Annotated in this window: 18 protein-coding genes and 1 pseudogene; 13 read left to right on the forward strand and 6 right to left on the reverse strand. The window is 70.4% G+C overall.

Annotation, left to right across the window (positions count from 1 at the left end; translation table 11 throughout):
- Positions 1-26: 26 nt before the first annotated feature.
- A complete protein-coding gene (locus KCH87_RS22615; protein WP_210588035.1) occupies positions 27-857 on the forward strand; it encodes an alpha/beta fold hydrolase in 831 nt (276 codons plus the stop codon).
- A gap of 249 nt (positions 858-1106) precedes the next feature.
- Positions 1107-1238: a hypothetical protein gene (locus KCH87_RS50105; RefSeq protein ID WP_015493350.1), complete on the forward strand. Its 132-nt coding sequence runs from the start codon at positions 1107-1109 to the stop codon at positions 1236-1238.
- 57 nt (positions 1239-1295) lie between these two features.
- On the opposite strand, the gene KCH87_RS22620 is transcribed toward KCH87_RS50105, so the two are convergent.
- Positions 1296-2852: a metallophosphoesterase family protein gene (locus KCH87_RS22620; RefSeq protein WP_210588036.1), complete on the reverse strand. Its 1557-nt coding sequence runs from the start codon at positions 2850-2852 to the stop codon at positions 1296-1298.
- A 141-nt stretch (positions 2853-2993) separates the two neighbouring features.
- Between KCH87_RS22620 and KCH87_RS22625 the strand changes: the two genes are divergently transcribed.
- Entirely contained in the window at positions 2994-4037 is a 1044-nt protein-coding gene (locus KCH87_RS22625) for a 3-isopropylmalate dehydrogenase (RefSeq protein ID WP_210588037.1), read from the forward strand.
- Between the two features lie 241 nt (positions 4038-4278).
- A complete protein-coding gene (locus tag KCH87_RS22630; RefSeq protein WP_210588038.1) occupies positions 4279-5367 on the forward strand; it encodes a branched-chain amino acid aminotransferase in 1089 nt (362 codons plus the stop codon).
- 86 nt (positions 5368-5453) lie between these two features.
- Here KCH87_RS22630 and KCH87_RS22635 read toward each other — a convergent pair whose 3' ends face one another.
- On the reverse strand, positions 5454-6890 hold the full coding sequence (locus KCH87_RS22635) for a cytosine permease (protein WP_210588039.1): 1437 nt from the start codon (positions 6888-6890) through the stop codon (positions 5454-5456).
- A gap of 130 nt (positions 6891-7020) precedes the next feature.
- Here KCH87_RS22635 and ureA point away from each other — a divergent pair, with 130 nt between their 5' ends.
- From ureA to cimA, 7 genes are all read left to right on the forward strand, one after another.
- Positions 7021-7701, forward strand: coding sequence for an urease subunit gamma (ureA, locus tag KCH87_RS22640; protein ID WP_210588040.1), 681 nt, complete (start codon positions 7021-7023; stop codon positions 7699-7701).
- Positions 7698-9371, forward strand: coding sequence for an urease subunit alpha (locus KCH87_RS22645; RefSeq protein WP_210588041.1), 1674 nt, complete (start codon positions 7698-7700; stop codon positions 9369-9371). Before ureA ends, KCH87_RS22645 begins: the two co-directional genes overlap by 4 nt.
- Positions 9372-9382: 11 nt before the next feature.
- Positions 9383-10423 carry an agmatine/peptidylarginine deiminase gene (locus KCH87_RS22650; RefSeq protein WP_210588042.1) on the forward strand — a complete coding sequence of 347 codons (1041 nt, stop codon included), beginning with the start codon at positions 9383-9385 and terminating at the stop codon, positions 10421-10423.
- Between the two features lie 9 nt (positions 10424-10432).
- Positions 10433-11032 carry a TetR/AcrR family transcriptional regulator gene (locus KCH87_RS22655; RefSeq protein ID WP_210588043.1) on the forward strand — a complete coding sequence of 200 codons (600 nt, stop codon included), beginning with the start codon at positions 10433-10435 and terminating at the stop codon, positions 11030-11032.
- A gap of 407 nt (positions 11033-11439) precedes the next feature.
- Positions 11440-13404, forward strand: coding sequence for a hypothetical protein (locus tag KCH87_RS22660; protein ID WP_308298887.1), 1965 nt, complete (start codon positions 11440-11442; stop codon positions 13402-13404).
- A gap of 29 nt (positions 13405-13433) precedes the next feature.
- Complete coding sequence (locus KCH87_RS22665; protein ID WP_210588045.1) at positions 13434-14717, forward strand: PD40 domain-containing protein; 1284 nt, start codon at positions 13434-13436, stop codon at positions 14715-14717.
- A gap of 310 nt (positions 14718-15027) precedes the next feature.
- The gene (cimA, locus tag KCH87_RS22670) at positions 15028-16632 is read left to right on the forward strand and encodes a citramalate synthase (RefSeq protein ID WP_210588046.1); all 1605 of its coding nucleotides are present in this window, start codon (positions 15028-15030) and stop codon (positions 16630-16632) included.
- Positions 16633-16641: 9 nt separating this feature from the next.
- Here the strand turns inward: cimA and KCH87_RS22675 are convergent, their stop codons facing one another.
- Positions 16642-17376 (reverse strand): SLATT domain-containing protein, encoded by a 735-nt coding sequence (locus tag KCH87_RS22675; protein ID WP_210588047.1) that lies wholly within the window; start codon positions 17374-17376, stop codon positions 16642-16644.
- 10 nt (positions 17377-17386) lie between these two features.
- Entirely contained in the window at positions 17387-19255 is a 1869-nt protein-coding gene (locus tag KCH87_RS22680; protein ID WP_210588048.1) for a ricin-type beta-trefoil lectin domain protein, read from the reverse strand.
- Between the two features lie 248 nt (positions 19256-19503).
- On the opposite strand from KCH87_RS22680, the gene KCH87_RS22685 reads away from it, so the two are divergent.
- The gene (locus tag KCH87_RS22685) at positions 19504-22524 is read left to right on the forward strand and encodes a CIA30 family protein (protein ID WP_210588049.1); all 3021 of its coding nucleotides are present in this window, start codon (positions 19504-19506) and stop codon (positions 22522-22524) included.
- 90 nt (positions 22525-22614) lie between these two features.
- Entirely contained in the window at positions 22615-23964 is a 1350-nt protein-coding gene (locus KCH87_RS22690; protein ID WP_210588050.1) for a hypothetical protein, read from the forward strand.
- 94 nt (positions 23965-24058) lie between these two features.
- On the opposite strand, the gene KCH87_RS22695 is transcribed toward KCH87_RS22690, so the two are convergent.
- Both KCH87_RS22695 and KCH87_RS22700 read right to left on the reverse strand, forming a co-directional pair.
- Complete coding sequence (locus KCH87_RS22695) at positions 24059-24841, reverse strand: serine protease (protein WP_210588051.1); 783 nt, start codon at positions 24839-24841, stop codon at positions 24059-24061.
- A 132-nt stretch (positions 24842-24973) separates the two neighbouring features.
- Positions 24974-26096, reverse strand: a pseudogene (locus tag KCH87_RS22700) (Cmx/CmrA family chloramphenicol efflux MFS transporter).
- Between the last annotated feature and the right edge of the window lie 76 nt (positions 26097-26172).

The raw sequence follows: 26172 nt of genomic DNA on the forward strand, positions 1-26172 counted from the left end.
AGGCGGACGGGGCACACTTGACCGCCATGGAGACCGTCACGACGGACGACGGCGTACGGCTGTGGGCGAGCCGGTCGGGCCGGGGCGAGCCGCTGGTGCTGTGCCACGGCGGGCCCGGGCTGTGGGACATGTTCGAGGACGTGGCCGCGACGCTCGCCGACACGGCCTCCGTCGTGCGCTGGGACCAGCGCGGCTGCGGGCGCTCGGAGCGGTGCGCGGGGCCTTGGACGACCGACCGTTTCGTGGCCGATCTGGACGCCGTACGACGGCACTTCGGGCTCGACCGGACGGCGCTGCTCGGCCATTCCTGGGGCGCGCAGCTGGCGTTGAGCTATGCGCTGGCCCACCCGGATCGGGTCAGCGCGCTCGTGTACGTCGCCGGTACGGGCATCGGCCCCGACTCGGACTGGCACGGCGCCTTCGAGGAGAACTTCCTGGCCCGGCTGGCCGAACAGCCCGAACGGCTCGCCCGCTGGCGGGAGTTGCCCGAGGGGGACCGGGAACGTGCGGTGCTCCAGTGGTCCGTCGAGTTCGAGGACCGCGCGCTGGCGCTGGAGCACGCCGGGCGGATGGCCGACCCCTGGTTCGGGGTCAACGCCGAGTGCAACAAGGCCCTCAACGGCGAGCGCAAGCGGATCTGGGGCACCCCCGAGCTGTACGCCGCCTGCCAGGCCCTGGACCTGCCCGTCCTCATCGTGGACGGCGAGCGCGACATCCGCCCGCGCTCGGCCGTCGACTCCCTGGAGCGTGCCCTGCCGGACGTCCGCCGAGTGATCCTGCCGGACGCCGGCCACCTGCCGTGGGTGGAGGATCCGAAGGGTTTCGGGGAGGCGGTGGCGACGGCGGTGCGGTACTGACCCATAACCCCAGGTCAGCGCCGGGTGACCCAATCCGCCGTCTCAGATAGTAGGAAGTCCGAGTAATTGTGGAGACAGACGCGCTGTCCTCCCTTAACTTTGTAGGAGCCGAACGTCTCGCTCGATCAAGCGAATGGCGGACGTGAGCCGGGCCCCGTGCAGGCAACCCCTGTGGCCATGGCTCCCCGCCCCACCCGGCGTCTCGTACCCCTTTCCGCACTCCCGGATGTATGAAGGAGTCGATTTCTCATGGCCGAGACGACCGTCCGCCGCCGAGTCCGCCACGTGTCCCGCACGAGCGAGTCCGACCGCAAGAACGCCGCCGCAGCCCTCCAGCGCGCCCTCGACCGCCGCGACAACGGCGGCGAGACCGGCCACTGAGCCGAAGCTTCACCCCCGTTACCGGGAGCCGCGCCCGCACGGGGTGCGGTGCGGGGCCTACGCTCCGCGCCGCACCTCGAAGTGGTCGATGCGCTCCCCGCTCTGCGCCAGCGCCGACACCCTCAGCCGGGGCGTGTCACCGCTCTCCGCCTCCACCGAGAGGAAGGAGAAGCCCCGGTAGCGCACCCGCGACCACTGGACCGTCTCCGCCTTGGCGAGCCGTGACCTGGTCCACTGGAAGGTCGCGACCGACTCGCTGTCGCGGACGTGCCCCTCGTAGCTCTCCTCTGCGCCCACCGGGAAGCCGTACAGATCCTTGCCGCCGCCGCCCGCGGTGACGTACACGATCCCGTCCCGCGTCGGGTCCGTCGACTCACCGATCGGCACCCGCTTGCCGACCTCGCCGTTCTTGATGGCGTCCGTCCGCTCGTACACATGGTTGTGCCCGTTGATCACCAGGTCCACCTGGTGCTCGGCGAACAGCGGCTGCCACTCGGCGCGCACTCCGCCGTCGGAGGCGTGGGACGAGGTGGAGTACGTGCAGTGGTGGAAGAAGACGACGACGAAGTCGACCGTTTTGTCCGACCGCAGCTCACGCAGCTTCTTCTCCAGCCACTTCGTCTGCTTGCCGTCCGTGTAGCCGAGGTTGGCCGGGATCTCGTACGACACGTCGTTCGCGTCCAGTGCCACCACACCGACGTTGCCGTAGGTGAACGCGTACACGCCCGGTGCCGAGCGCGGGTCGAAGCCGTTGTCCGGGAGGGAGAAACGGGCCGACTGGCCGCCGTAGCCGTCCGGCGAGTACCAGGCCTCCATGTCGTGGTTGCCGGTGGTCACCATCCACGGCACCGACTTGGCCACCGTCTCCGTCTGCTTGAGGAACAGGTCCCACTGCCCGGGGTCGAAGGAGTCCGACTCCTGGCCCCGGCCGTTGGTGTCGGCGTAGCAGATGTCGCCGGCGTGGAGATGGAAGGCCGGCTTCTGGCGGAGCAGCACATGGTCGTTGGCGGCCGCGTCCTTGCCCACGCCCTGGTCGCCGAAGGCGGTGAACACGAACGTCTCGGGGGTGGCCGGCGCCGTACGGAAGGAGCCGATGGTCGAGCGGCGGTCCGGGGAGGCCGGGTCGAAGCCGTCGTGGCCGACGCCGTAGTAGTACGTCGTGCCGGGGCGCAGACCGTCCAGGGCGGCGTGCACGTAGTACTGCTCGAACGCCGGGCGCACGCCCTGGAGTTCGGGGGTGTGCAGATCGCGCACCTCGGCGTCGATCTTCCGGCTCAGCTCCTCGGGCCGGCTGCCGATCCGGACGTACGGCTTCTTCACCGCGGCCGGCACCTGCCAGGAGATCCGCATCTGGGTCTTCGGGTCGGCGCCGAAGGCGAGATGGCGGCCGAAGGGGGTGACGACGGAGCCGGGGACCTTCGTGGTGGCTGATGCGGAAGGCTTCGCCGTAGTGCTCCCCGATCCCGAACATCCGGTGAGGAGTCCGCCCGCCACCGCGCCCGCCGTCACCAGCGTGCGGCGACGGGACAGCCTGGTGCGCAGGTACTCGTGCTGCTCGGCCATGCTCATCCGGCGCGCGAGCTGCTGCGGAATACCGAAGTCGGGAAGGTCCATGGATGTGAACTTCCCAGCGAAGCCCAACAGCCGCCATACGTCCGGGTGAACGGAAACCGACGCCATGGTGTTGCCGTCGGCAGGGTGTCCGCATCCCGGACGCCTTGTGTCATCCCATGGGACGAGCGGTAGGGTGCCGATATGTCTCGCAGCATCAATCTCGCAGTGATTCCCGGTGACGGCATCGGCCAGGAGGTCGTGGCCGAAGGCCTGAAGGTCCTCTCCGCCGTCCTTCCGCAGGATGTGAAGCTGGAGACGAAGGAGTACGACTTCGGCGCCCAGCGCTACCACGCCACGGGTGAGACCCTGACCGACGCCGACCTCGACGCCCTCAAGAAGCACGACGCCATCCTGCTCGGCGCCATCGGCGACCCGTCGGTCCCGTCCGGTGTCCTGGAGCGTGGCTTCCTGCTCAAGCTCCGCTTCGCCTTCGACCACCACGTCAACCTGCGTCCGTCGAAGCTCCTTCCGGGTGTCGCCACGCCGCTCGCCGGTGAGCCGCAGATCGACTTCGTCGTGGTCCGCGAGGGCACCGAAGGCCCGTACACCGGCAACGGCGGCACCATCCGCAAGGGCACCGAGCACGAGGTCGCCACCGAGGTCTCCGTGAACACGGCCTTCGGTGTGGAGCGCGTGGTGCGTGACGCGTTCGCCCGCGCCCAGGCCCGTCCGCGCAAGAAGCTCGCGCTGATCCACAAGAACAACGTGCTGACCTTCGCGGGTCACCTGTGGACGAACGTCTTCAACAAGGTGGCCGAGGAGTTCCCCGAGGTCACCACCGAGTACATGCACGTGGACGCGGCGACCATCTACCTGGTCACGCAGCCTGAGCGGTTCGACGTGATCGTCACCGACAACCTCTTCGGCGACATCATCACCGACCTCGCCGCGGCCGTCTCCGGCGGCATCGGCGTCGCCGCGAGCGGGAACATCAACCCGAGCGGTGACTTCCCGTCCATGTTCGAGCCCGTGCACGGCTCGGCCCCGGACATCGCCGGCCAGGGCAAGGCCGACCCCACCGCCACGGTCCTGTCCATCGCCCTGCTCCTGCGTCACCTCGGCCACGAAGCCGAGGCCGCCCGTATCGACGAGGCGGTCTCCGTCGACCTCGCCGAGCGCACCGGCAACCCCGCCCGCAGCACCGCCGAGATCGGCGACGCGCTGGCCGTACGAGTAGCCGGCTGACCCGCCGCGCTGCACGAAGCCGCCGGGTATCAAGTGCCCGGCGGCTTTTCTATGTCCCCGTCGGGTGCCACCATCATCCTCTGGGTCGTATTCACGCCGTTTTCTTCCCCGGCGTCCCGCGAGCGATAATCGAACGCGGAGCCGCAGATTGAGGGAATGCTCGGACGTCCTAGCACTGGCCACTGGCAGTACTGACGTGACCGCGGCCCGCCACAACCAAACCGGTGAAGGACATCTACTCATGACGACGCCCACGATCGAGCTCAAGCCCTCGGCCTCGCCACTCTCCGCAGCGGAGCGCGAGGCGATCCTGGCCAACCCAGGGTTCGGCCGCCACTTCACCGACCACATGGTGGTCATCAAGTGGACGGAGGGCCGCGGCTGGCACGACGGCCAGCTCGTCCCGTACGCGCCGCTCTCTTTGGACCCGGCCACCATGGTCCTGCACTACGCGCAGGAGATCTTCGAGGGCCTGAAGGCCTACCGCCAGTCCGACGGCTCCGTCGCCACCTTCCGCCCGGACAAGAACGCCAAGCGCTTCCAGGCGTCCGCCCGCCGCCTCGGCATGCCGGAGCTGCCGGTCGAGACTTTCATCGAGGCGTGCGACGCGCTGGTGAAGCAGGATCAGGCGTGGGTGCCGGCGCACGGCGGCGAGGAGTCCCTCTATCTACGTCCGTTCATGATCGCCACCGAGGTCGGCCTGGGTGTGAAGCCGGCCGGCGAGTACCTCTTCCTGGTCATCGCCTCGCCCGCGGGCGCCTACTTCCCGGGCGGCGTCAAGCCGGTCTCCATCTGGCTCTCCGAGGACCGCGTCCGCGCCGTCCCCGGCGGCATGGGCGACGCCAAGACGGGCGGCAACTACGCGGCCTCCCTCCTCGCTCAGGCCGAGGCCGCCGCCAAGGGCTGCGACCAGGTCTGCTACCTCGACGCGGTCGAGCACAAGTGGATCGAGGAACTCGGCGGCATGAACCTGTACTTCGTGTACGGCGACAAGATCGTCACCCCCGCTCTCACCGGCTCCATCCTGGAGGGCGTCACCCGCGACTCCCTGCTCACCGTCGCCCGTGACCTCGGCTACACCTCCGAGGAGGGCCGCGTCTCCATCGACCAGTGGCAGCGCGACGCCGAGAACGGCACCCTCACCGAGGTCTTCGCCTGCGGTACGGCGGCGGTGATCACGCCGGTCGGCACGGTCAAGCGCGAGGGCGTCGAGTGGCGGCAGTCGGGGGGCGAGCCGGGCGAGGTCACGCTGAAGCTCCGGCAGGCCCTCCTCGACATTCAGCGGGGTGTCACCGAGGACAAGCACGGCTGGATGCACCGGCTCGGCTAGGCGGTTCGTTCGTCCGCGTGCCGGTGGGGGCTGGTCGCGCAGTTCCCCGCGCCCCTAAAGGGGCGCTGACCGAACCGCAGCCGACTTCACCGACTCGCTTGGACCTCCGCCGTTCGGGCCGCCGCGGACTCCACGTCCGCGGCGGCCCCTTCGCGTGCGGTGAGCAGGTACGTCAGCCCGCCGACCACCCCCGACAGCAGGAAGCTGCAGTCCACCCCGCCGGTCAGCGACAGCAGCGGGCCCTCGTACGACGGCAGCGAGACCGCAAGCAGGCCGACCACGGCACCGAGCGCCCAGGAAAGCGTCGCCGGGATGTTCCAGCCACTCCGGTACCAGTAAATGCCGCCCCGCGCACGGCGGTTGAAGACCTGGAGGGCCTCCGCGTCGTACACCCCTCCGCAGCGGACGTACCCGATGAGCGTGATCACCGCCCATGGCGTGCCGATCGCCGTCAGCAGCAGGACGAAGGACGTCATCGCGTCCTGTGCCGTCGAGGCGTAGTGCCCGACGAACACGCAGACCGTGGCGACGACCGCCACCGCGCAGGTCGCCCGTGCGCGGGAGGCGCGCGGCAGGATCGCGTCCAGGTCGAGGCCCATCGAGTAGAGCATCAGGCCCGCGTTGCCGACCGATCCCGCGGCGGCGGCCAGCAGCAGGGGGACCAGGTACCAGGCGGGGGACGCGTCGACGAGCGGGCCCGCGTAGTCGAGGGCGGCGCGGGCGGCGTATGCCGTGAAGGTGCCGAAGAGCTGGGGGATCAGCAGGCCCGCCATGAGGCCCAGCCAGGTCGCGTGCAGGACCCGGCGCGAGGTGTGGCGGGCCGGGGAGATGTAGCGGGTGTAGTCGCCGAGGAGGGTGATGAAGGCGACCGGCCCGGACAGGCCCGCCGCCACCGTCGCCAGCAGCCACGTCGGCCAGAATTCGCCCAGCAGATAGCCGCCCGTCTCCGGCAGGGCGCCCGTCGTGAAGTCCGGGGCGTACGCGAACACACCGAGCGCCAGCAGGCCCGTCATGCCGATCGCGAGGACGCGGGACATGGCGAGGAGGACGCGGTAGCCGTAGACCGCGCCGGCCACGGTCGCCGCGGCAAGCAGCCCGTACACGATGCCGTACGACAGTCCGCTCGCCGGCAGCCCGAACAGCCGGCCCAGGACGCCCACCGTCACATCGCCGCCGATCCAGACGGTCAGCGCGGTGTAGCCGAGGGCGAGCAGGAGGCCGACGACCGAGCCGACCAGGCGGCCGCGCACGCCGAACTGGGCACCGGAGGAGGTGGAGAGGTTGGTGGCGGTGCGCAGGGAGACCAGCGCCAGCGGGGCCGTGAACAGCGTGCCGAGAACCGTGCCTGCGACGATCGAGCTCACCGACGCCCACCAGCCGAGGCCGAAGGACGGCGGCAGCCAGCCGAAGACGATCACGCCGAGGCAGAGATTCGAGCCGAGCAGGATCGAGACGAGGTCACGGGGGGAGCTGGTGCGTTCCTCGTCCGGGACGGTGTCGACTCCGCGCAGTTCCATCGGCATGGCTCGTCTCCTTCATGTTGCCCAGCATTTAGAACGGCACTCAATGTGGTTCACTCGATGGAGAACGTCAAGACTTCCGTTCATGGACGCGCGCATTTAGAGTGATGCTCTAAATGAAGGGAACGACGACATGCGGCTGACCCCCACCGAACGCGACCGGCTGCTGCTCTTCGGGGCCGCCGAGCTGGCCCGGGCGCGGCGCGCCCGAGGCCTCCGGCTCAATGTGCCGGAGGCCACCGCACTCATCGCGGACACCGTCTGCGAGGCCGCCCGGGACGGTGTCCGGCTCGCCGAGGCCATCGAGCGCGCCCGGTCGGTCCTGGGGCCGGACGACGTGCTGCCGGGCGTCGCCGACGTGGTCACCGAGGTGCATGTCGAGGCCGTCTTCGACGACGGTTCGCGGCTCGCGGTGGTCTCGGATCCCCTCGGGGGCGGGCTGGGGGCGGGTGCCCCTGGTGCACTGCTGCCAGGGCCCGAGCACGCCGAGGTCGAGGCGGCCGTACGGCTGAAGGTCACCAACACCGCGACGGTGCCGGTCTCCGTGACGTCCCACTTCCACTTCTTCGAGGCCAACCCGCGGCTCGACTTCGTACGCGAGCGGGCCTACGGGATGCGGCTCGCCGTGCCCGCCGGGTCGTCGGTGCGGTTCGGGCCGGGGGAGAGCGTCGAGGTCGGGCTCGTGCCGATCGGGGGTGACCGGATCGCGATCGGGTTCGCCGGTCTGGTCGACGGGGCGCTGGACGCGCCGGGGGTGAAGGAAGAGGCCCTGCGCAGGGCCGCCGCCTGCGGATATCTGGGAGCTGAGCTGTGAATCCGTACGAGTACGCCGCCACGCACGGCCCGCGGGCCGGCGACCGCGTCCGGCTCGGCGACTCCGGGCTGACCGTCCTCGTCGAGTCCGACGCGCAGAAGTACGGCGACGAGTTCCTCGCCGGGTTCGGCAAGACCGCGCGCGACGGGCTGCACCTCAAGGCCGCCGCCGTGCGCGAGACCTGTGACGTCGTCATCAGCAACGTGGTCGTGATCGACGCCGTGCAGGGGATCCGGAAGGTCTCCATCGGCATCCGCGAGGGGCGCATCTGCTCCGTCGGGCGGGCCGGGAACCCCGACACCCTCGACGGAGTCGACGTCGTCGTCGGCACCGGTACGTCGATCGTGTCCGGCGAGGGGCTCATCGCCACCGCCGGTGCCGTCGACACACACGTCCATCTGCTGTCGCCGCGGATCATGGAGGCGTCGCTGGCGTCCGGCGTGACGACGATCATCGGGCAGGAGTTCGGGCCGGTGTGGGGGGTCGGGGTCAACTCGCCCTGGGCGCTGAAGCACGCCTTCAACGCGTTCGACGCCTGGCCGGTCAACATCGGGTTCCTGGGCCGGGGTTCGTCGTCGCACGAGGCGCCCCTGGTGGAGGCCCTGGCCGAAGGGGGCGCCTCCGGTTTCAAGGTGCACGAGGACATGGGCGCCCATACGCGGGCGCTGGACACCGCGCTCAGGGTCGCCGAGGAGCATGACGTCCAAGTCGCCCTGCACAGCGACGGGTTGAACGAGTGCCTGTCGGTCGAGGACACCCTGCGCGTCCTGGAAGGCCGCACCATCCACGCCTTCCACATCGAGGGCTGCGGCGGCGGACATGTGCCGAACGTGCTGAAAATGGCGGGAGTTCCGAACGTCATCGGCTCCTCCACCAACCCCACCCTCCCCTTCGGCCGGGACGCGGTCGCCGAGCACTACGGCATGATCGTCTCCGTCCACGACCTGAAGACCGACCTGCCGGGCGACGCGGCGATGGCCCGTGACCGCATCCGCGCCGGGACGATGGGTGCCGAGGACGTGCTGCACGACCTGGGCGCGATCGGCATCACGTCGTCGGACGCGCAGGGCATGGGCCGCGCGGGCGAGACCGTTCGCCGTACCTTCGCGATGGCCGGGAAGATGAAGGCCGAGTTCGGCGCCCCGGACGACGGCCACGACAACGAACGCGTCCTGCGCTACCTGGCCAAGCTGACCATCAACCCGGCCATCGCGCACGGTCTGTCGCACGAGGTCGGGTCGATCGAGGCCGGCAAGCTCGCCGACATCGTGCTGTGGCGGCCGGAGTACTTCGGGGCCAAGCCGCAGCTCGTACTGAAGGCCGGCTTCCCGGCGTACGGCGTGGTCGGCGACCCCAACGCGGCCACCGACACCTGCGAACCCCTCGTCCTCGGACCGCAGTTCGGGGCGTACGGCGCGACGCCCGCCGACCTCTCGGTGGCCTTCGTCGCGCGGGCCGCCCTCGATCAGGGCAACGACTCGATGCCGACGCGCCGCCGCAGGGTCGCCGTGCGCGGCACACGCGGAATCGGACCGGCCGACCTGCGCCTCAACTCCCGTACCGGAACCGTCGACGTCGACCAGCGCACCGGCCTGGTCACCCTCGACGGCGACCCGCTCCGCTCCGAGCCGGCCGAGTCCGTCTCCCTCAACCGTCTGTACTTCCTGTGAGGACCACCCCGATGAACAAGGCCGCCGCCGACGGCTTCCGAATGCCCGCCGAATGGACCCCGCACGAGCGCACCTGGATGGCGTGGCCGGGCCCCAACCCGACCTTCGAGGACCTGGACGACCTCGCCGACGCACGCCTCGCCTGGGCGGCGGTCGCGCGCGCGATCCGCCGGTTCGAGCCGGTGACGGTGGTGTGCGGACCGGGACAGTCGGCGCACGCACGGACGCTGCTGGGCGACGGCATCGAGACGGTCGAACGCGACCTCGACGACGCCTGGATGCGGGACATCGGCCCGACCTTCCTGACCAACGGGCGTGAACTCGCCGCCGTCGACTGGACGTTCAACGGCTGGGGCGCCCAGAGCTGGGCCCGCTGGGAGCACGACGCGAAGATCGCCGCGTATGTGGCGGACCTGGCGGGTGCGGTGACGACGTACACCTCGAAGCTGGTCAACGAGGGCGGTGCGATCCACGTCGACGGCGAGGGCACGGTCCTGCTGACGGAGACGGTCCAGCTCGGCCCCGAGCGCAATCCGGGCTGGACGAAGGGACAGGCCGAAGCCGAGATCCACGACCGGCTCGGCACCCGCAAGGCGATCTGGCTGCCCCGGGGACTCACCGGCGACTATCCCCCGTACGGCTTCGGCACCCTCGGCCATGTCGACATCGTCGCCGCGTTCGCCCGCCCGGGCGTTGTGGTCGCCCACTCCCAGCCGGACCCGGCGCACCCCGACCACGAGGTGACGAATGAGGTCATCGGCCTCCTGAAGGCGCAGACGGACGCGCGCGGCCGGCGCCTGGAGGTCGTCGAGATCCCCGCGCCGACCGTCCTGGAGGCCGACGGCCACTGGGCCGACTACTCCTACCTCAACCACTACCTCTGCAACGGCGGCGTCGTCCTGTGCTCCTTCGACGACCCGCGCGACGAGATCGCGGCCGGGATCTTCCGCCGGTTGTTCCCGGAGCGGACGGTGACGCTCGTGGACGCCCGTACGATCTTTGCCGGTGGCGGTGGCATCCACTGCATCACCCAGCAGCAGCCCAGAATCTAGGAGTCGTGGATGGCCGGCGTCCGGAAGAACGCGCCCCCGCGCGAAGACGTCCTGGTCGCCGCCATGCAGATGATCGCCGAGCGCGGTCTGGAGAAGCTCACCATGGCGGCGCTCGGCCGCGAGGTCGGTATGAGCAGCGGCCATCTCCTCTACTACTTCCACTCCAAGGACGAGCTGCTGCTGCGGACCCTGGAGTGGAGCGAGGGCAGGCTGGGCGCCGAACGCGGCCGGCTGCTGACCCGATCCGCGCCGGCCCGTGAACGCCTCGACGCATACGTCGACCTGTATGTCCCCGACGGTCACCGCGACCCGCACTGGACACTCTGGCTTGAGGTCTGGAACCGCTCGCAGAACGCCGATGACGACGCCAGGGAACGCCAGGCCGCGATCGAGGGCGCCTGGCACCGCGACCTGGTGGCACTGCTGGCGGAGGGGGTGTCGAGGGGAGAGTTCCGCCGGGTCGACCCGGACCGTTTCGCGGCCCGACTGCGCGCCCTGCTCGACGGCTTCTCCATCCATGTGGCGATCGGGCTGCGCGGCACGGACCGAGCGCAGATTCTCGGCCACGTACGGGAGTTCCTCGACGAGAGCCTCCTCGCGGACGTCTGAGCGGACGCCCTGGTTGTACGTATTACGACCGATTGACCCTGTAGCGCGTGGTGCGTTTGCCTCGAAGGGAGCCCTAGGCCCTGCCGTCAAGGCTCCCGCCTGCCTCGCGGTGCCGGGCACGCACGCTCGCCGCGTTGCCGAACCGCCCACGTGGCTCCGCCACGAGGGCGCTCCGGCGCCTTGCGATCGCACGCACCCGGCACCGCGAGGCCCGCCCTTCGGGCGGACGACGGGAGCCTTGACGGCAGGGCCTGCGCGGGGCCGGGGGAGATGCGTCCACGGGGATCTCAGGGGGGAACATGTTCAGAGCCGCAGGTGTGTCGTGCGTCTGCTTAGGGGCGACGCTGTTACTGGCGCTCACCACGACGACCACGTCCGCCGCACCGCACGCACCCGGGGTGGAGAGGGTGAGCACAGCCGCCGACGGCACCCAGGCCGACGGCGCCTCCACCGCCGCCGCGATCACCGCCGACGGCCGCCAGGTCGCGTTCACGTCCTACGCGTCGAGCTTCGGCTGCGCGCATTCCAACATGTGCCTGCTCGTGAAGGACCTGGCTGACGGCGGGGTCACCAAGATCGACCTCGGTAGCGGCTACATCTACGGTTCGCCCAGGCCGAGCGCCGACGGAAGCCGTATCGGCTACTCCGCGGGCACCCGGTTCCTGGCCCCGTACCTGTACGACCGCGCCACCGGCAACTCGGAGCGTGTGTGGCCCGAGAACCCGCCCGGCTTCAACGAGCTGGGGCACATGCAGTCGATCAGCCCGGACGGCACCCACGCCGCGTACACCATCGGCAATCGCAACGGCAACGCGAACTTCCGGCTGTTGTACGTCCGCTCCACGGCCACCGGCACCGATGAGCTGATCTCACCGGCCGAGGAGGGCGACAAGGCCGGGGCCTCGGTGAGCGGCGACGGCGAGCGGGTCGCGTACGGCGTCCGCGTCGACTCCGAGACGGACCCGGTCGACGTCTTCGTCAAGGACCGGGCCACGGGCGAGCGGACCCAGGTCGACAAGGGCCTCGGCGTCGCCTACCTGGTCCGCATCACCGCGGACGGCCGCCGCGTCCTCCTCGACACACAGGGCGGTCTGTACGTCCACGACCTCCGCACGGGCCAGTCACGGCGCGTGGCCGAGGGGAATCCCGGCTCGGCCACGGCGGACGGCCGGTACGCCGTCGTCTCGGGTGAGGACGGCATGCGGGTGCGCGACCTGCGGACGGGGCTGCGCGGGGCCGCCCTCCCGCCGAGCGCCTCGCGGGGCGATGACATGCTGACCGCCGACGGGCGTGCGGTGGCGTTCAGTTCGACGGCGTCCCACCTGGTGCCCGGCGACACCAACCGGGAGTCGGACGTGTTCGTCTTCTCGGGCGCGCTCGGGACGAACCCGGCCCCGGTGCCGTCCGTCACCGAACGGATCAGCATGACGTGGGACGGGCAGCAGATGCCCGGGGCGTCCTACGACCCGGTGATGGGGGAGGGCAAGGTCGTCTCCTTCACCTCGCAGGGGATCGTCGACCCGAAGGACACGAACGTGTTCGTCAACGCGGCCGGCGGCGTCTCCCCGGTGAACTCCAGCGCCCAGGGCCCCTCGAACGAGGGGACGCCCTGCTACAGCGGACGCATGGTCGGCTATGTGGCCCCGCTCGAATCCGACGGCGGTCCGGGCGTCCACATCCGCAACCGCGCGGTCGGCAAGCTGACCAGCCTGGGTTCCTACCAGGGTGTCCGCTTCACCTGGATGGGACAGCCCGGCGTGGACCCCACCTGCCAGTGGATCACCTACGCCGCCACGTTGCCCGCCACCGACGCCGACCCGCACCCGCAGCCCCGCGTCTACCGGCACCGGCTCCTCAACGGCGCCGTCGACGTGGTCAGCGCGCCCACGGACGAGGCGGCGGGCAACCCGTCGATCAGCTACGACGGCCGGTACATCGCCTTCGAACAGGGCGGAGACATCCACGTCCGCGACCTGGACACCGGTGCTCTGGAGAAGATCAGGGAGGACGCCTCGGCGCCTTCCCTCAGCGCGGACGGCCGCAAGGTCGCCTTCCAGCAGGGCCGGAACATCCACGTCCGTGACCTCGACACCGGGACCACGACCCGGGCCAAGGGCACGGAGCCCTCGCTGGCCGGGGCCGGCACGCATGTCGCGTACACCTCGGGCCGTTCCGTGTACCTGCTCGAACTCGCCACCGGAAAGCGGCAGTTGGTCAGCGTCGACCGCTGGGGCGGCCGCAACGACCTCCCGGCCCGGCACCCCTCCGTCAACGACGACGGCACCGTTGTCGCGTTCGAATCGGCCTCACCCGATCTGGTGGAGGGGGACACCAACGCGGTCTCGGACGTCTTCCTGCGGACAGTGCAATGACAACGACGAACCACGGGGGAACAACAACGATGCACAGGAACAATCGGCTTGCCGCACTGACTGCCGTCGCCGTCGTCGCCACGGTGGCACTGACCGGCACGTCGGCGGGCGCCGTGCCCGGCGTCCCGTCGATCGAGCGGGTCACCCTGTCGGCGACGGGAGAGCAGGGCAACGGCGACTCGTACGGGCCGCAGTTCAGCGCCGACGGCCGCTTCGCGGCGTTCTCGGCGGACGCGTCCAACCTGGTGACCGGCGACACCAACGGGGTGACGGACGTCTTCGTGCGTGACCTGCGCAAGGGGACCGTCGAGCGGGTGAGCGTCAGCTCGGGCGGCGCGCAGGGCGACCAGCAGTCGTCCGTGCAGGCCATCAGCGCCGACGGGCGGTACGTACTGTTCCGCTCCAACGCCAGAAACCTGGTCCACTGGGACACCCCGCCCGCGGACGCGGGAGCCGACGACACCTACCTGCACGACCGGCGCACCGGCACCACGCAGCGGATCAGCGCCGGCTTCGACGGGGGATCCGCCTACGCGGCCGGCGCCCACATGTCGGCGAACGCCCGCTACATCGCCTTCAACGCCAAGGCCGACCGGATGGAGGAGGGGGCCCGCGACCTCTTCGGTGCCGTGTACGTCTTCGACCGCCGCACCGGCAGTACGGAGCGGGTCAGCAACCCGAACCGCCCGGACAACCCGGCGCTCTTCCAGGACATGAGCGCCGACGGCCGCTATGTGCTGTACACGCAGCTGGTGCCGCGCAGCTCGTACGGGGTCACCTGGGTGCACGACCGCCGCACCGGCACCGAGGAACGGGTCAACGTCAAGTCGGACGGCTCCCCGGCCCAGCGGTACGCGCTGCCCGCCACGCTGTCCGCGGACGGCCGCACCGTCGCCTTCGAGAACCGGGACGAGGACCTGGTCCCCGGCGGCACCCCCGAGGGCGCGTCCGACGTCTATGTCCGCGACCTGCGCACGGACGTCACCCGGCGGGTCGACGCCGGCCCCGACGGCGAGACACTGCCCGGCCGGCCCGTACTCAGCGCGGACGGCCGGTACCTGGGCTACGAGGCCACCCCGCAACTGCCCGACGGCACGCGCGGCCCGACCAACATCTACCTCCGCGACCTGCGCGCCGGCACCACCCGCCTGGTCAGCACGTCGGCCACCGGCGGGCCCGTGACCGACGCCTCCCTCTGGCTGACCTCGGTGAGCGAGGGGGCGAAGCGCATCGGTTTCAGCGGCAGGTCGTCCCAGCTCGTCCCCGGCGACACCAACGGCACCGGTGACGGCTTCCTGTACCACCTGCGGTGATCAGCACAGTGCTCGCATCCTGAGACGGACGGTGAGCACGGGGGCAAGCTGTGCCAGACTGCCCTCGTGCTCTCGTTCGCCATGATTATTGGCAGCAGGCGCGCCGGTCCGCAGTGACCGCCACGTACGACCAGGTACGGGCGGACACCGTCGTCCTCGACCCGCGCGCAGACCTCTCGCACCCGCGAGAGGTTTTTCGCATTTCTGGCCCACCTCTAGCCGGGAGCGCAGCGCGAGGGATCATTGGGGGACGGTGGAGCCGGTCATTCCGGTACAGACCGAGATCCATTTCATCAGGAGCCTTCACACCATGACGGAAACCAGCGAGCTCGACGACTCGTTCCACGTCTTCGACACCACCCTGCGCGACGGCGCGCAGCGGGAGGGCATCAACCTCACCGTCGCGGACAAGCTGGCCATCGCACGGCACCTGGACGACTTCGGCGTGGGCTTCATCGAGGGCGGCTGGCCCGGCGCCAACCCGCGGGACACGGAGTTCTTCGCGCGGGCGCAGGCGGAGATCGCCTTCCGGCACGCCCAGTTGGTCGCCTTCGGCGCCACCCGCCGCGCCGGTGCCAAGGCGAGCGAGGACCCCCAGGTCAGGGCGCTGCTGGAGTCCGGCGCCCCGGTGATCACCCTGGTCGCCAAGTCCCACGACCGGCATGTCGAGCTCGCGCTGCGCACCACGCTCGACGAGAACCTCGAGATGGTCCGCGACACGGTGTCCTTCCTCAAGGGCGAGGGCCGCCGTGTCTTCGTCGACTGCGAGCACTTCTTCGACGGCTACCGCGCCAACCCGGAGTACGCCAAGGCCGTCGTCCGTACGGCGTCGGAGGCCGGCGCGGACGTTGTGATCCTCTGCGACACCAACGGCGGCATGCTCCCGGCGCAGGTCCAGGCGGTCGTGCACACCGTCCTCGACGACACCGGCGCCCGGCTCGGCATCCACACCCAGGACGACACCGGCTGCGCGGTCGCCAACACCCTCGCCGCCGTGGACGCGGGCGCGACCCACGTCCAGTGCACGGCGAACGGCTACGGCGAGCGCGTCGGCAACGCCAACCTCTTCCCGGTCGTCGCGGCCCTGGAGCTCAAGTACGGCAAGAAGGTCCTCCCCGACGGGCACCTGCGCGAGATGACCCGTATCTCGCACGCCATCGCCGAGGTCGTGAACCTGACGCCGTCCACGCACCAGCCGTACGTCGGTGTCTCCGCCTTCGCGCACAAGGCCGGACTGCACGCCTCCGCGATCAAGGTCGACCCCGACCTGTACCAGCACATCGACCCCGAGCAGGTCGGCAACACCATGCGCATGCTGGTCTCCGACATGGCCGGCCGCGCCTCCATCGAGCTCAAGGGCAAGGAGCTCGGCGTCGACCTCGGCGACGACCGTGAGCTGGTCGGCCGGGTCGTCGAGCGGGTGAAGGAACGCGAGCTCAAGGGCTACACGTACGAGGCGGCCGACGCGTCCTTCGAGCTGCTGCTGCGCGCCGAGGTCGAGGGCAGGCCGCTGAAGTACTTCGAGGTCGAGTCCTGGCGGGCCATCGTCGAGGACCGCCCCGACGGCACCCACGCCAACGAGGCCACGGTCAAGCTCTTCGCGAAGGGCGAGCGCATCGTCGCCACGGCGGAGGGCAATGGCCCGGTCAACGCCCTGGACCGCGCGCTCCGGGTCGCGCTGGAGAAGATCTACCCGCAGCTCGCCAAGCTCGACCTCGTCGACTACAAGGTCCGCATCCTCGAGGGCAAGCACGGCACCCAGTCCACGACCCGCGTCCTCATCTCGACCTCCGACGGCGAGGGCGAGTGGTCGACGGTGGGTGTCGCCGAGAACGTCATCGCCGCGTCCTGGCAGGCGCTGGAGGACGCGTGCACGTACGGACTGCTGCGGGCGGGCGTGGAGCCCGCGGAGTAGGCCCGCCCGCTACAGGGCCGTGTCGCGCTGCCTCGGCATCTGGTCGGCGCCCCGGTCGCGGCCGTGCTGCCGGTCGAGGCGGAAGAGTCCGGCGCCGCCCGGCCGCTGACCGGGGGAGTGCGTCGTGGAGCGGGTCAGCTCCTCGACGCCGTCCGCCAGGTAGCCGATCCAGGCCGTGCTCTCCTCCTCCATGATCCGCTGGGTGTCCATCCGCAGCCGCTCGATGATCCCCAGCAGCGCGGCCTGGTCCTTGTCGCTGGGGGCGTCGGTGGTCCTCAAGTAGGCCTGCGCCCAGTCGGACTGGGCCTTCTTGAGGACCTGCTGCAACGCGACCTCGGTGCGGATGTAGCGGGTCCAGGACGCCGAGAAGCCGAAGATCCGGTCGAACAGGACACAGCCCGCCCCGCCGGCCAGGAACACGAAGCCCCATTCGGGCTGGATGCTCTGCGGGGCCGCCGCGTGCACCAGCGGAGTGAGGGTGCCGACGATGCCGAGCAGCGCGGCCAGCGCACGCAGCGCCCGCGACCAGAGGGACGGACCCCGGCGCTTGGCCAGATACCAGCCGATGGCGTCCGTCACCTCACGCTCGGCGTGCCGGTACAGCTCCCACAGCAACTCGGCCCGGGTACGCGACCGGTCCAGCTCGCTCAGTTCGGACACCGTCATGTCGGCGGCCCTGCGTCTGCGGAGCATCCCCCTGCCCTTCTGCTGCGACTGGTGCGCCGTCCACGGCGGCCAGGGCATCGTAACGGCCCTACGTCAGCCTCCACTTCTGATTGCCGGCTCCGGTGCACGACCAGATCTGTGCCCGCGCCCCGTTCGCCGACGAATTGCCCGTGACGTCCAGGCACTTGTTCGCGGCCAGGTTGACCACGTCACCGGTCGAGGCGTTGTACGACCACTGTTGTGCACCGGAGCCGTTGCAGTCGTAGAGCTGCACCTGAGCCCCGTCCGCGGTCGCCGCGCCCGTCACGTCCAGGCACTTGCCCAGCGCCCGGACCGAGCCGTCGGAGCCGACGGTCCACTGCTGTGCCGTCGACCCGTTGCAGTCGTACAGCTGCACGGCCGTGCCGTTGGCAGTCGAACCCCCGGCCACGTCGAGGCACTTGCCCCCGAGGCCCACGAGCGTCCCCGACTGCGAAGGTCCCTCGGTCTGCGCGCCCGCCCAGGTGAAGGTCGCCGACGTCTTGCCCGGCAGGGAGTAAGTGGCGTGCTGCGAACCCCAGTTGATGGTCACCGTCCGCGCCGACGACGAGTCGTTGTAGGCGATCAGTGCCTTCGAGCCGTCCGGGTTCCGCCACGCCACGTTCGGTACGGCGGACGACGCCGTGGACGCGATCCGCTGCGCGCCCGGCCGTACGAACTTCGTCAGGTGGCCCATCATGTAGTACTCGACGGTGTAGTCGACCTGACCGTGCCGGGAGTCGCCGTTGTGCACGGTGATCAGTCCGTCGCAGGTGCCGCAGCCGCCGTTGTGCGGGCCGCGGTTCTGGTCCAGGGCCAGCGACCACTTCGTCACCGACTTCGCCCAGTTACGGGTGTAGTCGATGATGTTCATCATGTCCTCGCGCTGCTGGTTGGCGATCCACGTGCCGCCGGAGTGCTCGGTGCCGAAGGCGTCCAGCTGCGGGTACTGGTTGTGCACGGTCGTCTGCTTCGCGACGTCACCGCCGTAGCCGTGCCAGGCGATCCCGCCGAAGTTGGGGTGTGAGCGGACCGCCGCGTCGTCCACCGTCTGGGCGGCGTACGCGTCGTAGGTGTCCCAGTTCCAGTCGTGCGCCAGCACCTTCGTCGACAGGCCCGCCGCCTGGAGCTTGGGCAGCAGCTCGCTCTTGGTGAAGTAGGCGAGCCCGGAGGCGTTCCAGCTCATGGAGGGATAGCCCGCGCAGCACGTCGGCTCGTTCTGCGCCGTGACGTACGAGATCGGGATGCCCTGCGCCTGGTAGGCCTGGATGTACTTCACGAAGTACGAGGCGTACGCCCCGTAGTTCTCCGCCTTCAGCCAGCCGCCGTTGAGCCGCCCGTTGTCCTTCATCCAGGCCGGGGCGGTCCACGGCGAGGCCATCACGGTGAGCCCCGGGTTGAGCTGCTTGGCCTGTTTCGTCAGCGGCAGGACGTCCTGGAGATCATGGGCGATGGAGAACTCGGACAGGTCCGGGTCGGTCTGCCCGGCCGGCATGTCGTCGTACGTGTAGCCGAACCGCGCCAGGTCCGAGCCGCCCATCGGATTGCGCAGGAAGGACAGCCCGATGCCGTCCGTCGGCGAGAACAGCTTGCGCATGGTGTCGTCCCGCGTGGCCTGGGACAGGGCGCCGCTGCCGTCCATCACCCAGGCCGCGGTGTCCGTGAAGGACGCGCCGCCGCCGGTGAAGGTCTGGTAGCGGGTGTTCTCGTCGATGGTGATGTTGTCGCCGGAACCGCCGCTGCCGGCCTGGAAGTTGAAGGGCGCCTGCGCCTGGAGCCCGCGGACGACATGGCGTCCGCCGCTGTCGTCGGTCGTGGTCAGGTAGGCCGTGATCTGCTCGCCGGCCGCGTGGGCGGACGAGGTGGCCAGGCCGGTGAGCCCGGCGGTGGTGAGCAGTCCGGCGAGAAGCAGCCGGACCCCGCGTTGAGGTCTTCTCATGGTGCGCCGCCCTCCTGAGGGGGGTGTGGTGGGGGAAGCGGGGCGTGCAAGGCGTGAGTTAATGACGGCTTCGTGCGGCCGTCAAGGACTCTCACATTCATTGGTCGAACGGACAACGTCCCAGTTCCGGCCGTCTGTTGCCTCTGTACCGGTTCTGACGTGAAGTCTTGACGGCAGTGAGGGGCGCTTGTTAACTCACGCCGTGATCTAAGTCTTAAGAGCACGCTGAGAGTCAAGGGGGAAGGTCCATGCGAAGAACCGCCCTGCTCGTCTCCACCGCCCTGCTGACCGGATTGCTGCCGCTGGCCGCCGCGGGGGCCGCCACCGGAGCCGATGACCCCGCCCCGGTCCCCGTCGACCGCTTCGAGGGTGAGGTGCCCTTCGCGAGCCAGCCCGCGGAGGGCATCTTCACCTGGGGCAGTGACAACGACGATCCGCCCCAACTCGCCCTGACCGCACGGACGGACGCCCCCGAGGGCGAGAAGGTGCTCTCCGGGACGTACGACATCAGCGGCTACGGCGGCTTCACACACGACTTCGCCGCGACCGAACCCGCCCACGACTGGTCCGCCCACCAGGGCATCCGCTTGTGGTGGGAGGGGCAGGACAACGGCAAGAAGATCACCTTCGAGCTCAAGGACGGCGGCGCCCACGGCGAGGCCTCCGAGCTGTGGACGACCTCCTTCACCGACGACTTCGGTGGCTGGAAGCAGATCGAGATCCCCTTCACCGACTTCACCTATCGCACGGACTACCAGCCCGTCGGCGGTATCGACCAGGTCCTCGGACTGACCGAGATGTGGGGGTACTCCGTCACGCTCCCGGCCGGCGCGCCCGGCCGATTCGCCATGGACGACGTCGAGTTGTACGGCAAGGCCGACCAGTCGCTGCGGGCGAGCGTCACGACCGACGCCGCCGTGTACCCGGTCAAGGAGGGCCGCACGGCCACCGTCGAGGTCACCGTGGCCACCACCGGCTCCGCCCCGATCGACGAGCCCGTGACCGTGGCCTACGAGACCGCCACGACCGGCACCGCCTCGGACCGCGACTACACCCCCGTCAAGGGCGAGCTCACCTTCCCCGCGGGCACCGCCTCCGGCACCACCCGCACCCTCAAGGTGCCCACCCTCAAGGACAAGGCCGCCGAGAACGCCGAGACGATCCCGCTCAAGCTGACCGTCACCGGCGTCAAGGCCCCCGCAGAGATCCCGCAGATCGTCATCGACGCGCACGGACTGCCGTATCTGGACAGCAGGTTGCCGGTGAAGAAGCGCGTCGCCGATCTCCTGTCCCGTATGTCCCTCGCGGAGAAGGCCGGCCAGATGACCCAGGCCGAGCGCGGTGCCGTGGGGACCGGGGGCGACGTCGCCGCCTACGACCTCGGCTCGCTTCTCTCCGGCGGCGGCTCCACCCCGACGCCCAACACCCCCGAGGCCTGGGCGAAGATGATCGACGGGTTCCAACTCCGGGCGCAGGCAACCCGGTTCCAGATACCGCTGATCTACGGCGTCGACGCGGTACACGGCCACAACAACCTGGTCGGCGCCACCGTCATGCCGCACAACATCGGCATCGGGGCGACGCGGGATCCCCGACTCGCCCAGCGCACCGGGTCCGTGACCGCCGCCGAGGTGCGCGCCACCGGCATCCCCTGGGACTTCGCCCCCTGCCTCTGCGTCACCCGCGACGAGCGCTGGGGCCGCTCCTACGAGTCGTTCGGCGAGGACCCGGCCCTCGTGGAGTCCATGGAGACGGTCATCCAGGGCCTCCAAGGAGCCCGTGACGGAAGGGACTTGAAGGACGACGACAAGGTTCTCGCCACGGCCAAGCACTTCGTCGGCGACGGCGGCACCGCGTACGGCTCCTCCACCAACGGCACCTACACCATCGACCAGGGCGTCACCACGGTCACCCGGCAGCAGCTGGAGGCCGTCCATCTCGCGCCCTACCAGGACGCCGTGGACCGGGGCGTCGGCACGTTCATGCCGTCGTACTCCTCGCTCGACATCGTCGGCGACGGCCAGGGCCCGGTGAAGATGCATGCCCGCGCCGACATGATCAACGGTGTGCTGAAGGGCCGTATGGACTTCGACGGCTTCGTCATCAGCGACTGGAACGGCATCGACCAGATCCCCGGCGACTACGCCTCCGACGTCCGTACATCGGTCAACGCCGGCGTCGACATGATCATGGCCCCCTACGCCTACAAGGACTTCCACTCCGCCCTCGTCGCCGAGGTCGGGGCAGGGCGCGTCACTGAGCAGCGCGTGGACGACGCCGTATCGCGCATCCTCACCCAGAAGTTCAAGCTGGGGCTCTTCGAGAAGCCGTACGCCGACACGAGCGGCGCCTCGGAGATCGGTTCCGCCGAGCACCGGGCCGTGGCGCGGGAGGCGGCGGCCGAGTCGCAGGTGCTGCTGAAGAACGCGGACGCGGCCCTGCCGCTGAAGAAGTCGCAGAAGGTGTACGTCGCCGGGTCCAATGCCGATGACATCGGCAACCAGACCGGCGGCTGGACGATCACCTGGCAGGGGTCCTCCGGCGACATCACCGAGGGCACGACCGTCCTGGAGGGCATGCGGAAGGCGGGCGGCGACGTCACGTACTCGAAGGATGCCTCGGCGCCGACGACCGGCTACGACGTGGGTGTCGTGGTGGTCGGCGAGACCCCGTACGCCGAGGGCGTCGGCGACGTCGGCAACGGCAACGACCTGGAGCTGACCGACGCCGACAAGGCAGCCGTGGACAAGGTGTGCGCGGCGATGAAGTGCGCGGTGCTCATGGTCTCCGGGCGCCCCCAGCTGATCGGCGACCGGCTCGGCGACATCGACGCCCTGGTGGCGTCCTGGCTGCCGGGCACGGAGGGCGACGGTGTGGCGGACGTGCTGTACGGCAGGCGGCCCTTCACCGGGCAGCTGCCCGTGACCTGGCCGAAGTCCCAGGCGCAGCTGCCGATCAACGTCGGCGACCCGGCGTACGACCCGCAGTTCCCGTACGGCTGGGGCCTGACCACGCTGACCAAGGTCCCGCCGGGCGGGGCGACCACGCTGAAGGCGCTCGGGCTCGCGGCCGCGGTGGCGGAGAAGGCCGGGTCGGCCGAAGCCGGCCGCGCGATCGTCGGCAAGGCGCGGCTGATCGTCCAGCAGAAGATCGGTTACGACATCAACGCGGGGGTTGCCAAGCCCTTCGCCGACGCGGACCATCTCCTGGTTACCGGGCGGTACGCTGCGGCCGTGCAGAAACTGACGGCGGCCTACCGGGCCGCCTGAGTACCGGTCGGCTGGGAGATGCGGTGCGCGGCCCGCATCTCCCACCGGCAGGAACGCCCGATCCACGGTCCTTTCAGGTACTTTCGACATATGAAGGTCGCGATTCTGGGCCGAGGCCTGATCGGACTGCTGATCGCCCTGGCGTTCGCCGTACTGACCGTCGTGTCGGTGAACGCCCCGCGCGCCTCCGCGGCCACAAGCGTCTCGGCCGTAGCCGAAGCACTCAAGGACAGCCCCGTCTACGTCGACCCGGCCGCCTCCGCGCAGCTGTCGACGTCGGACGCGGACGCGCTCGCCGAGCAGATCAAGGACGCGGACAAGCCGCTCTTTGTGGCCGTTCTGCCTGCGGACTACCCGACCGACAACCTCTTCGAGAACCTGCGCACCGCGACGGGCATCACGGGCGCCTACGCGATCCAGCTGGGCGACCAGTTCAACGCGCGCGCCGACTCGTCCGTCCTGTCGAACGACGCCGTGGAGAACCTCGTCACCAGCGTGCAGGACGAGCCGAACACCGACAGCCGGCTCACCGCCTTCACCGACCGGGCGCTGGCCAACATGGGCGGCTCCGCACCGTCCTCCTGGGGCTCCACCGGCACCGACGACGGCGTGCCGGTCGCCGGGCTGATCACGGTCGGCGCGGTGCTGGCGGCCGGCGGCGCGGGCGCGTACACGCTGGTCCGCCGCAACCGGCGCCGGCACGAGGAGGAGCAGCGGGCCGCGCTGGAGAAGCTGCGGGTCGTGGTCGACGAGGACATCACCGCCTTCGGCGAGGAACTGGACCGTCTCGACTTCCATCCGGGGGAGCCGGGCGCGGACGACGCCATGCGGGAGGACTACGAGCACGCGCTCGACGCCTACGACAAGGCGAAGACGCACATGGCGGAGGCGGAGAAACCCGAGGACGTCCGGGTCGTCACCCAGTCCCTGGAGGACGGCCGCTTCTCACTCGCCCGGCTGGCGGCGAGGCGGGAGAAAGTGCCTCTGCCCGAACGCCGCTCGCCCTGCTTCTTCGACCCGCGGCACGGTCCGTCGGTCGCCGACGAGACCTGGACGCCCCAGGGCGGCGCACCCCGCGAGGTGCCCGTCTGCGCGGCCGACCGGTCCCGGCTGGCCGACGGCCGCGATCCCCTGGTCCGCGAGGTGGACACCGACTCCGGCCGCCGCCCGTACTGGGACGCCGGCCCGGCGTACGGCCCCTGGGCGGGCGGCTACTTCGGCGGCGGCATCCTGCCCGGCCTGCTGATCGGCACGATGCTCGGCAGCATGATGGCCGGCCCCGCCTACGCGGCCGACTACGGCTCCGGCTACGGCGACTTCGGCGCCGCCGGCTACGAGGGCGGTGATGTCTCGGGCGCCGACTTCAGCACGGACGACTTCTCGGGCGGCTTCGGCGGCGGGGACTTCGGAGGCGGCGGGGACTTCGGCGGAGGGTTCTGAGGTCTGCGTACGACAACGGGAACGGGCCCGGCGCTTTGTGAAGCGCCGGGCCCGCATCATGCTTGCGGAAGATCAGAGGAGGATCGGCGGGAGATCAGAGGGAGGACGCTGCCGAGGCGATCGCGGAGGCGAAGGTCGAGACCTCGCTGTAGACGCCGGGGGCGTTGGGGCGGGCGCAGCCGATGCCCCAGCTGACTATGCCGACCTGGATCCAGGCGTTGGCCGCGTCACGGCGGAACATGGGGCCGCCGGAGTCGCCCTGGCAGGTGTCGACGCCGCCCGCGGCGTAGCCGGCGCAGATCTCGTCGCTCGCGACGAGGCCGCTGTAGCCGCTGTAGCCACGGCAGGTGGCGTCGCTGATGAACGGCACGTTCGCCTTGAGCATGTACCGCTGCTGGGCGCCGCCCTCGGTGGCCGAGCCCCAGCCGGCGACGGTGAAGGTGCCGGTGTTGTACTGCGTGGTCGTGGCGATCTTCAGGGTCGGCAGGTTGATCGGCTGGGCGAGCTTGATGAGGGCCCAGTCCTTGCCGTTGCCGTTGTAGCCGGGCGCCCGGTAGACGTAGGTGGAGCGGACCTGGACGCGGCCGGTGGTGGACTGGAGGTCCACGACGCCGGCGGTGGCGGTGATGCTGGTGTTGGCGCCGGTGCCACTCACACAGTGCGCGGCGGTGAGCACGATCTGCTGGGTGTAGAGCGCGCCGCCGCAGCCCATGGAGAGCCGGACCATGAACGGGAACTCGCCCTGCGCGGCGCGGGTGCCGCCGACGACGGGCGCGGGAGCGGCCTGCGCCGCGGACACGGGCTGAAGGCTGACGACCGCGAGCACGGCCGCACCGGCGACCGCGCATCTCTTGAGGGTTTTGAGGAGAGTCTTCAACGTGAGGCCTTCCGTGGGGGGTTGGCAATCGACCGGCCCCCACCTGGGTGTGGCATGGACCGGTCAATTTCGGTTGCTGGATTATGAGAACGCTGTGACCCCTCACACAAGGACCGAAAATCGGCCAACCGCCTAGGACTTTCGAGCCGCGGCCATGGCTGCCACCACCAGCGCGACCGCCACCAGGCCCGCGCTGACCCACAGGGGCGACCGGTAGCCGAGCCCGGCACCGATCGCCGTACCACCGAGCCAAGGGCCCAGCGCGACGCCCGGTTCCGGGCCCTGCGCGCCAAGCGGTCTCGGTGAAGTCGGGTGCGGAACCGCGCCCCGCAAGGGGCGCGGGGAACTGCGCGACCAGCCCCCACCGGCCCGCGGCGAACGAACTGCATATCCAGCGGAGCGCTTGGCGCATCCCACCCGACGGTCAGGGCGACACCGCCCGCCCCCAGCAGCAGCGCGGGCCGCCGGTCGGCGATCCGCCCGCCGAGGCTCACCCCGACGAACGAGCCCAGGCCGAACAGCGCGAGCACGACGGGCACCCAGCCGTCCGGCAGCCCGGTGACGTGGGTGGTGACCAGGGGCGCGAGATAAGTGAACGTACAGAAGGTCGCCCCGTTCACCAGGGCGCCCAGCAGCAGCGTGAGCTGGAGCCGCCGGTTGCGCAGCGGGCGCAGTTCGACCCGCAGCGTGGGATGCGCACCGTCGGCGGCGCCGGCCGGCACCGACCTCGCGACCGCCGCCAGAGCGGGCAGCGACAGCAGGGCCACTGCCCAGAACGCCGAACGCCAGCCCCACAGTTGACCGAGCAGCGCCCCCGCGGGCACGCCGATCACACAGGCGAGGGTGACCCCGCCCAGCAGCCTGGACGTGGCCCGCCCCTTGGCACCGGGCTCGACCATGTCCGCGGCGGCCACCAGGGCCACGGCCAGGACCCCGGCGTTCGCGAGCGCCCCCACGACCCGCGTGGCGAGGAGCACGCCGAAGCTGTCGGTGACGGCACCGACGACATGGACGACGAGGAACGCGCCGAGGAATCCCAGCAGCGCACCCCGTCGCGACCACCGCCGGCCGAGCCCGGCCATCAGCGGCGCGCGCCGATGACCGTCCCCACGGCGAAGGCCGAGGTCAGTGTCCCCGCGGTGGGGACGGAGACGTGCATATCCCGGGCGATGTCCGGCACCAGACCGGACAGCATGAACTCGGAAGTCCCCTGGGCGAAGACGGCAACGCCCAGCAGAAGAAGAGCGAACGGCATGAAGAAACTCCGCAACCCGAAGTCGAAGTCGAACACGACACGTCGGACGGCAGTCCGGCAGCGTGACGTGTCGACA

It is taken from the genome of Streptomyces sp. GESEQ-35 (assembly GCF_017948485.1).
Lineage (GTDB): Bacteria > Actinomycetota > Actinomycetes > Streptomycetales > Streptomycetaceae > Streptomyces.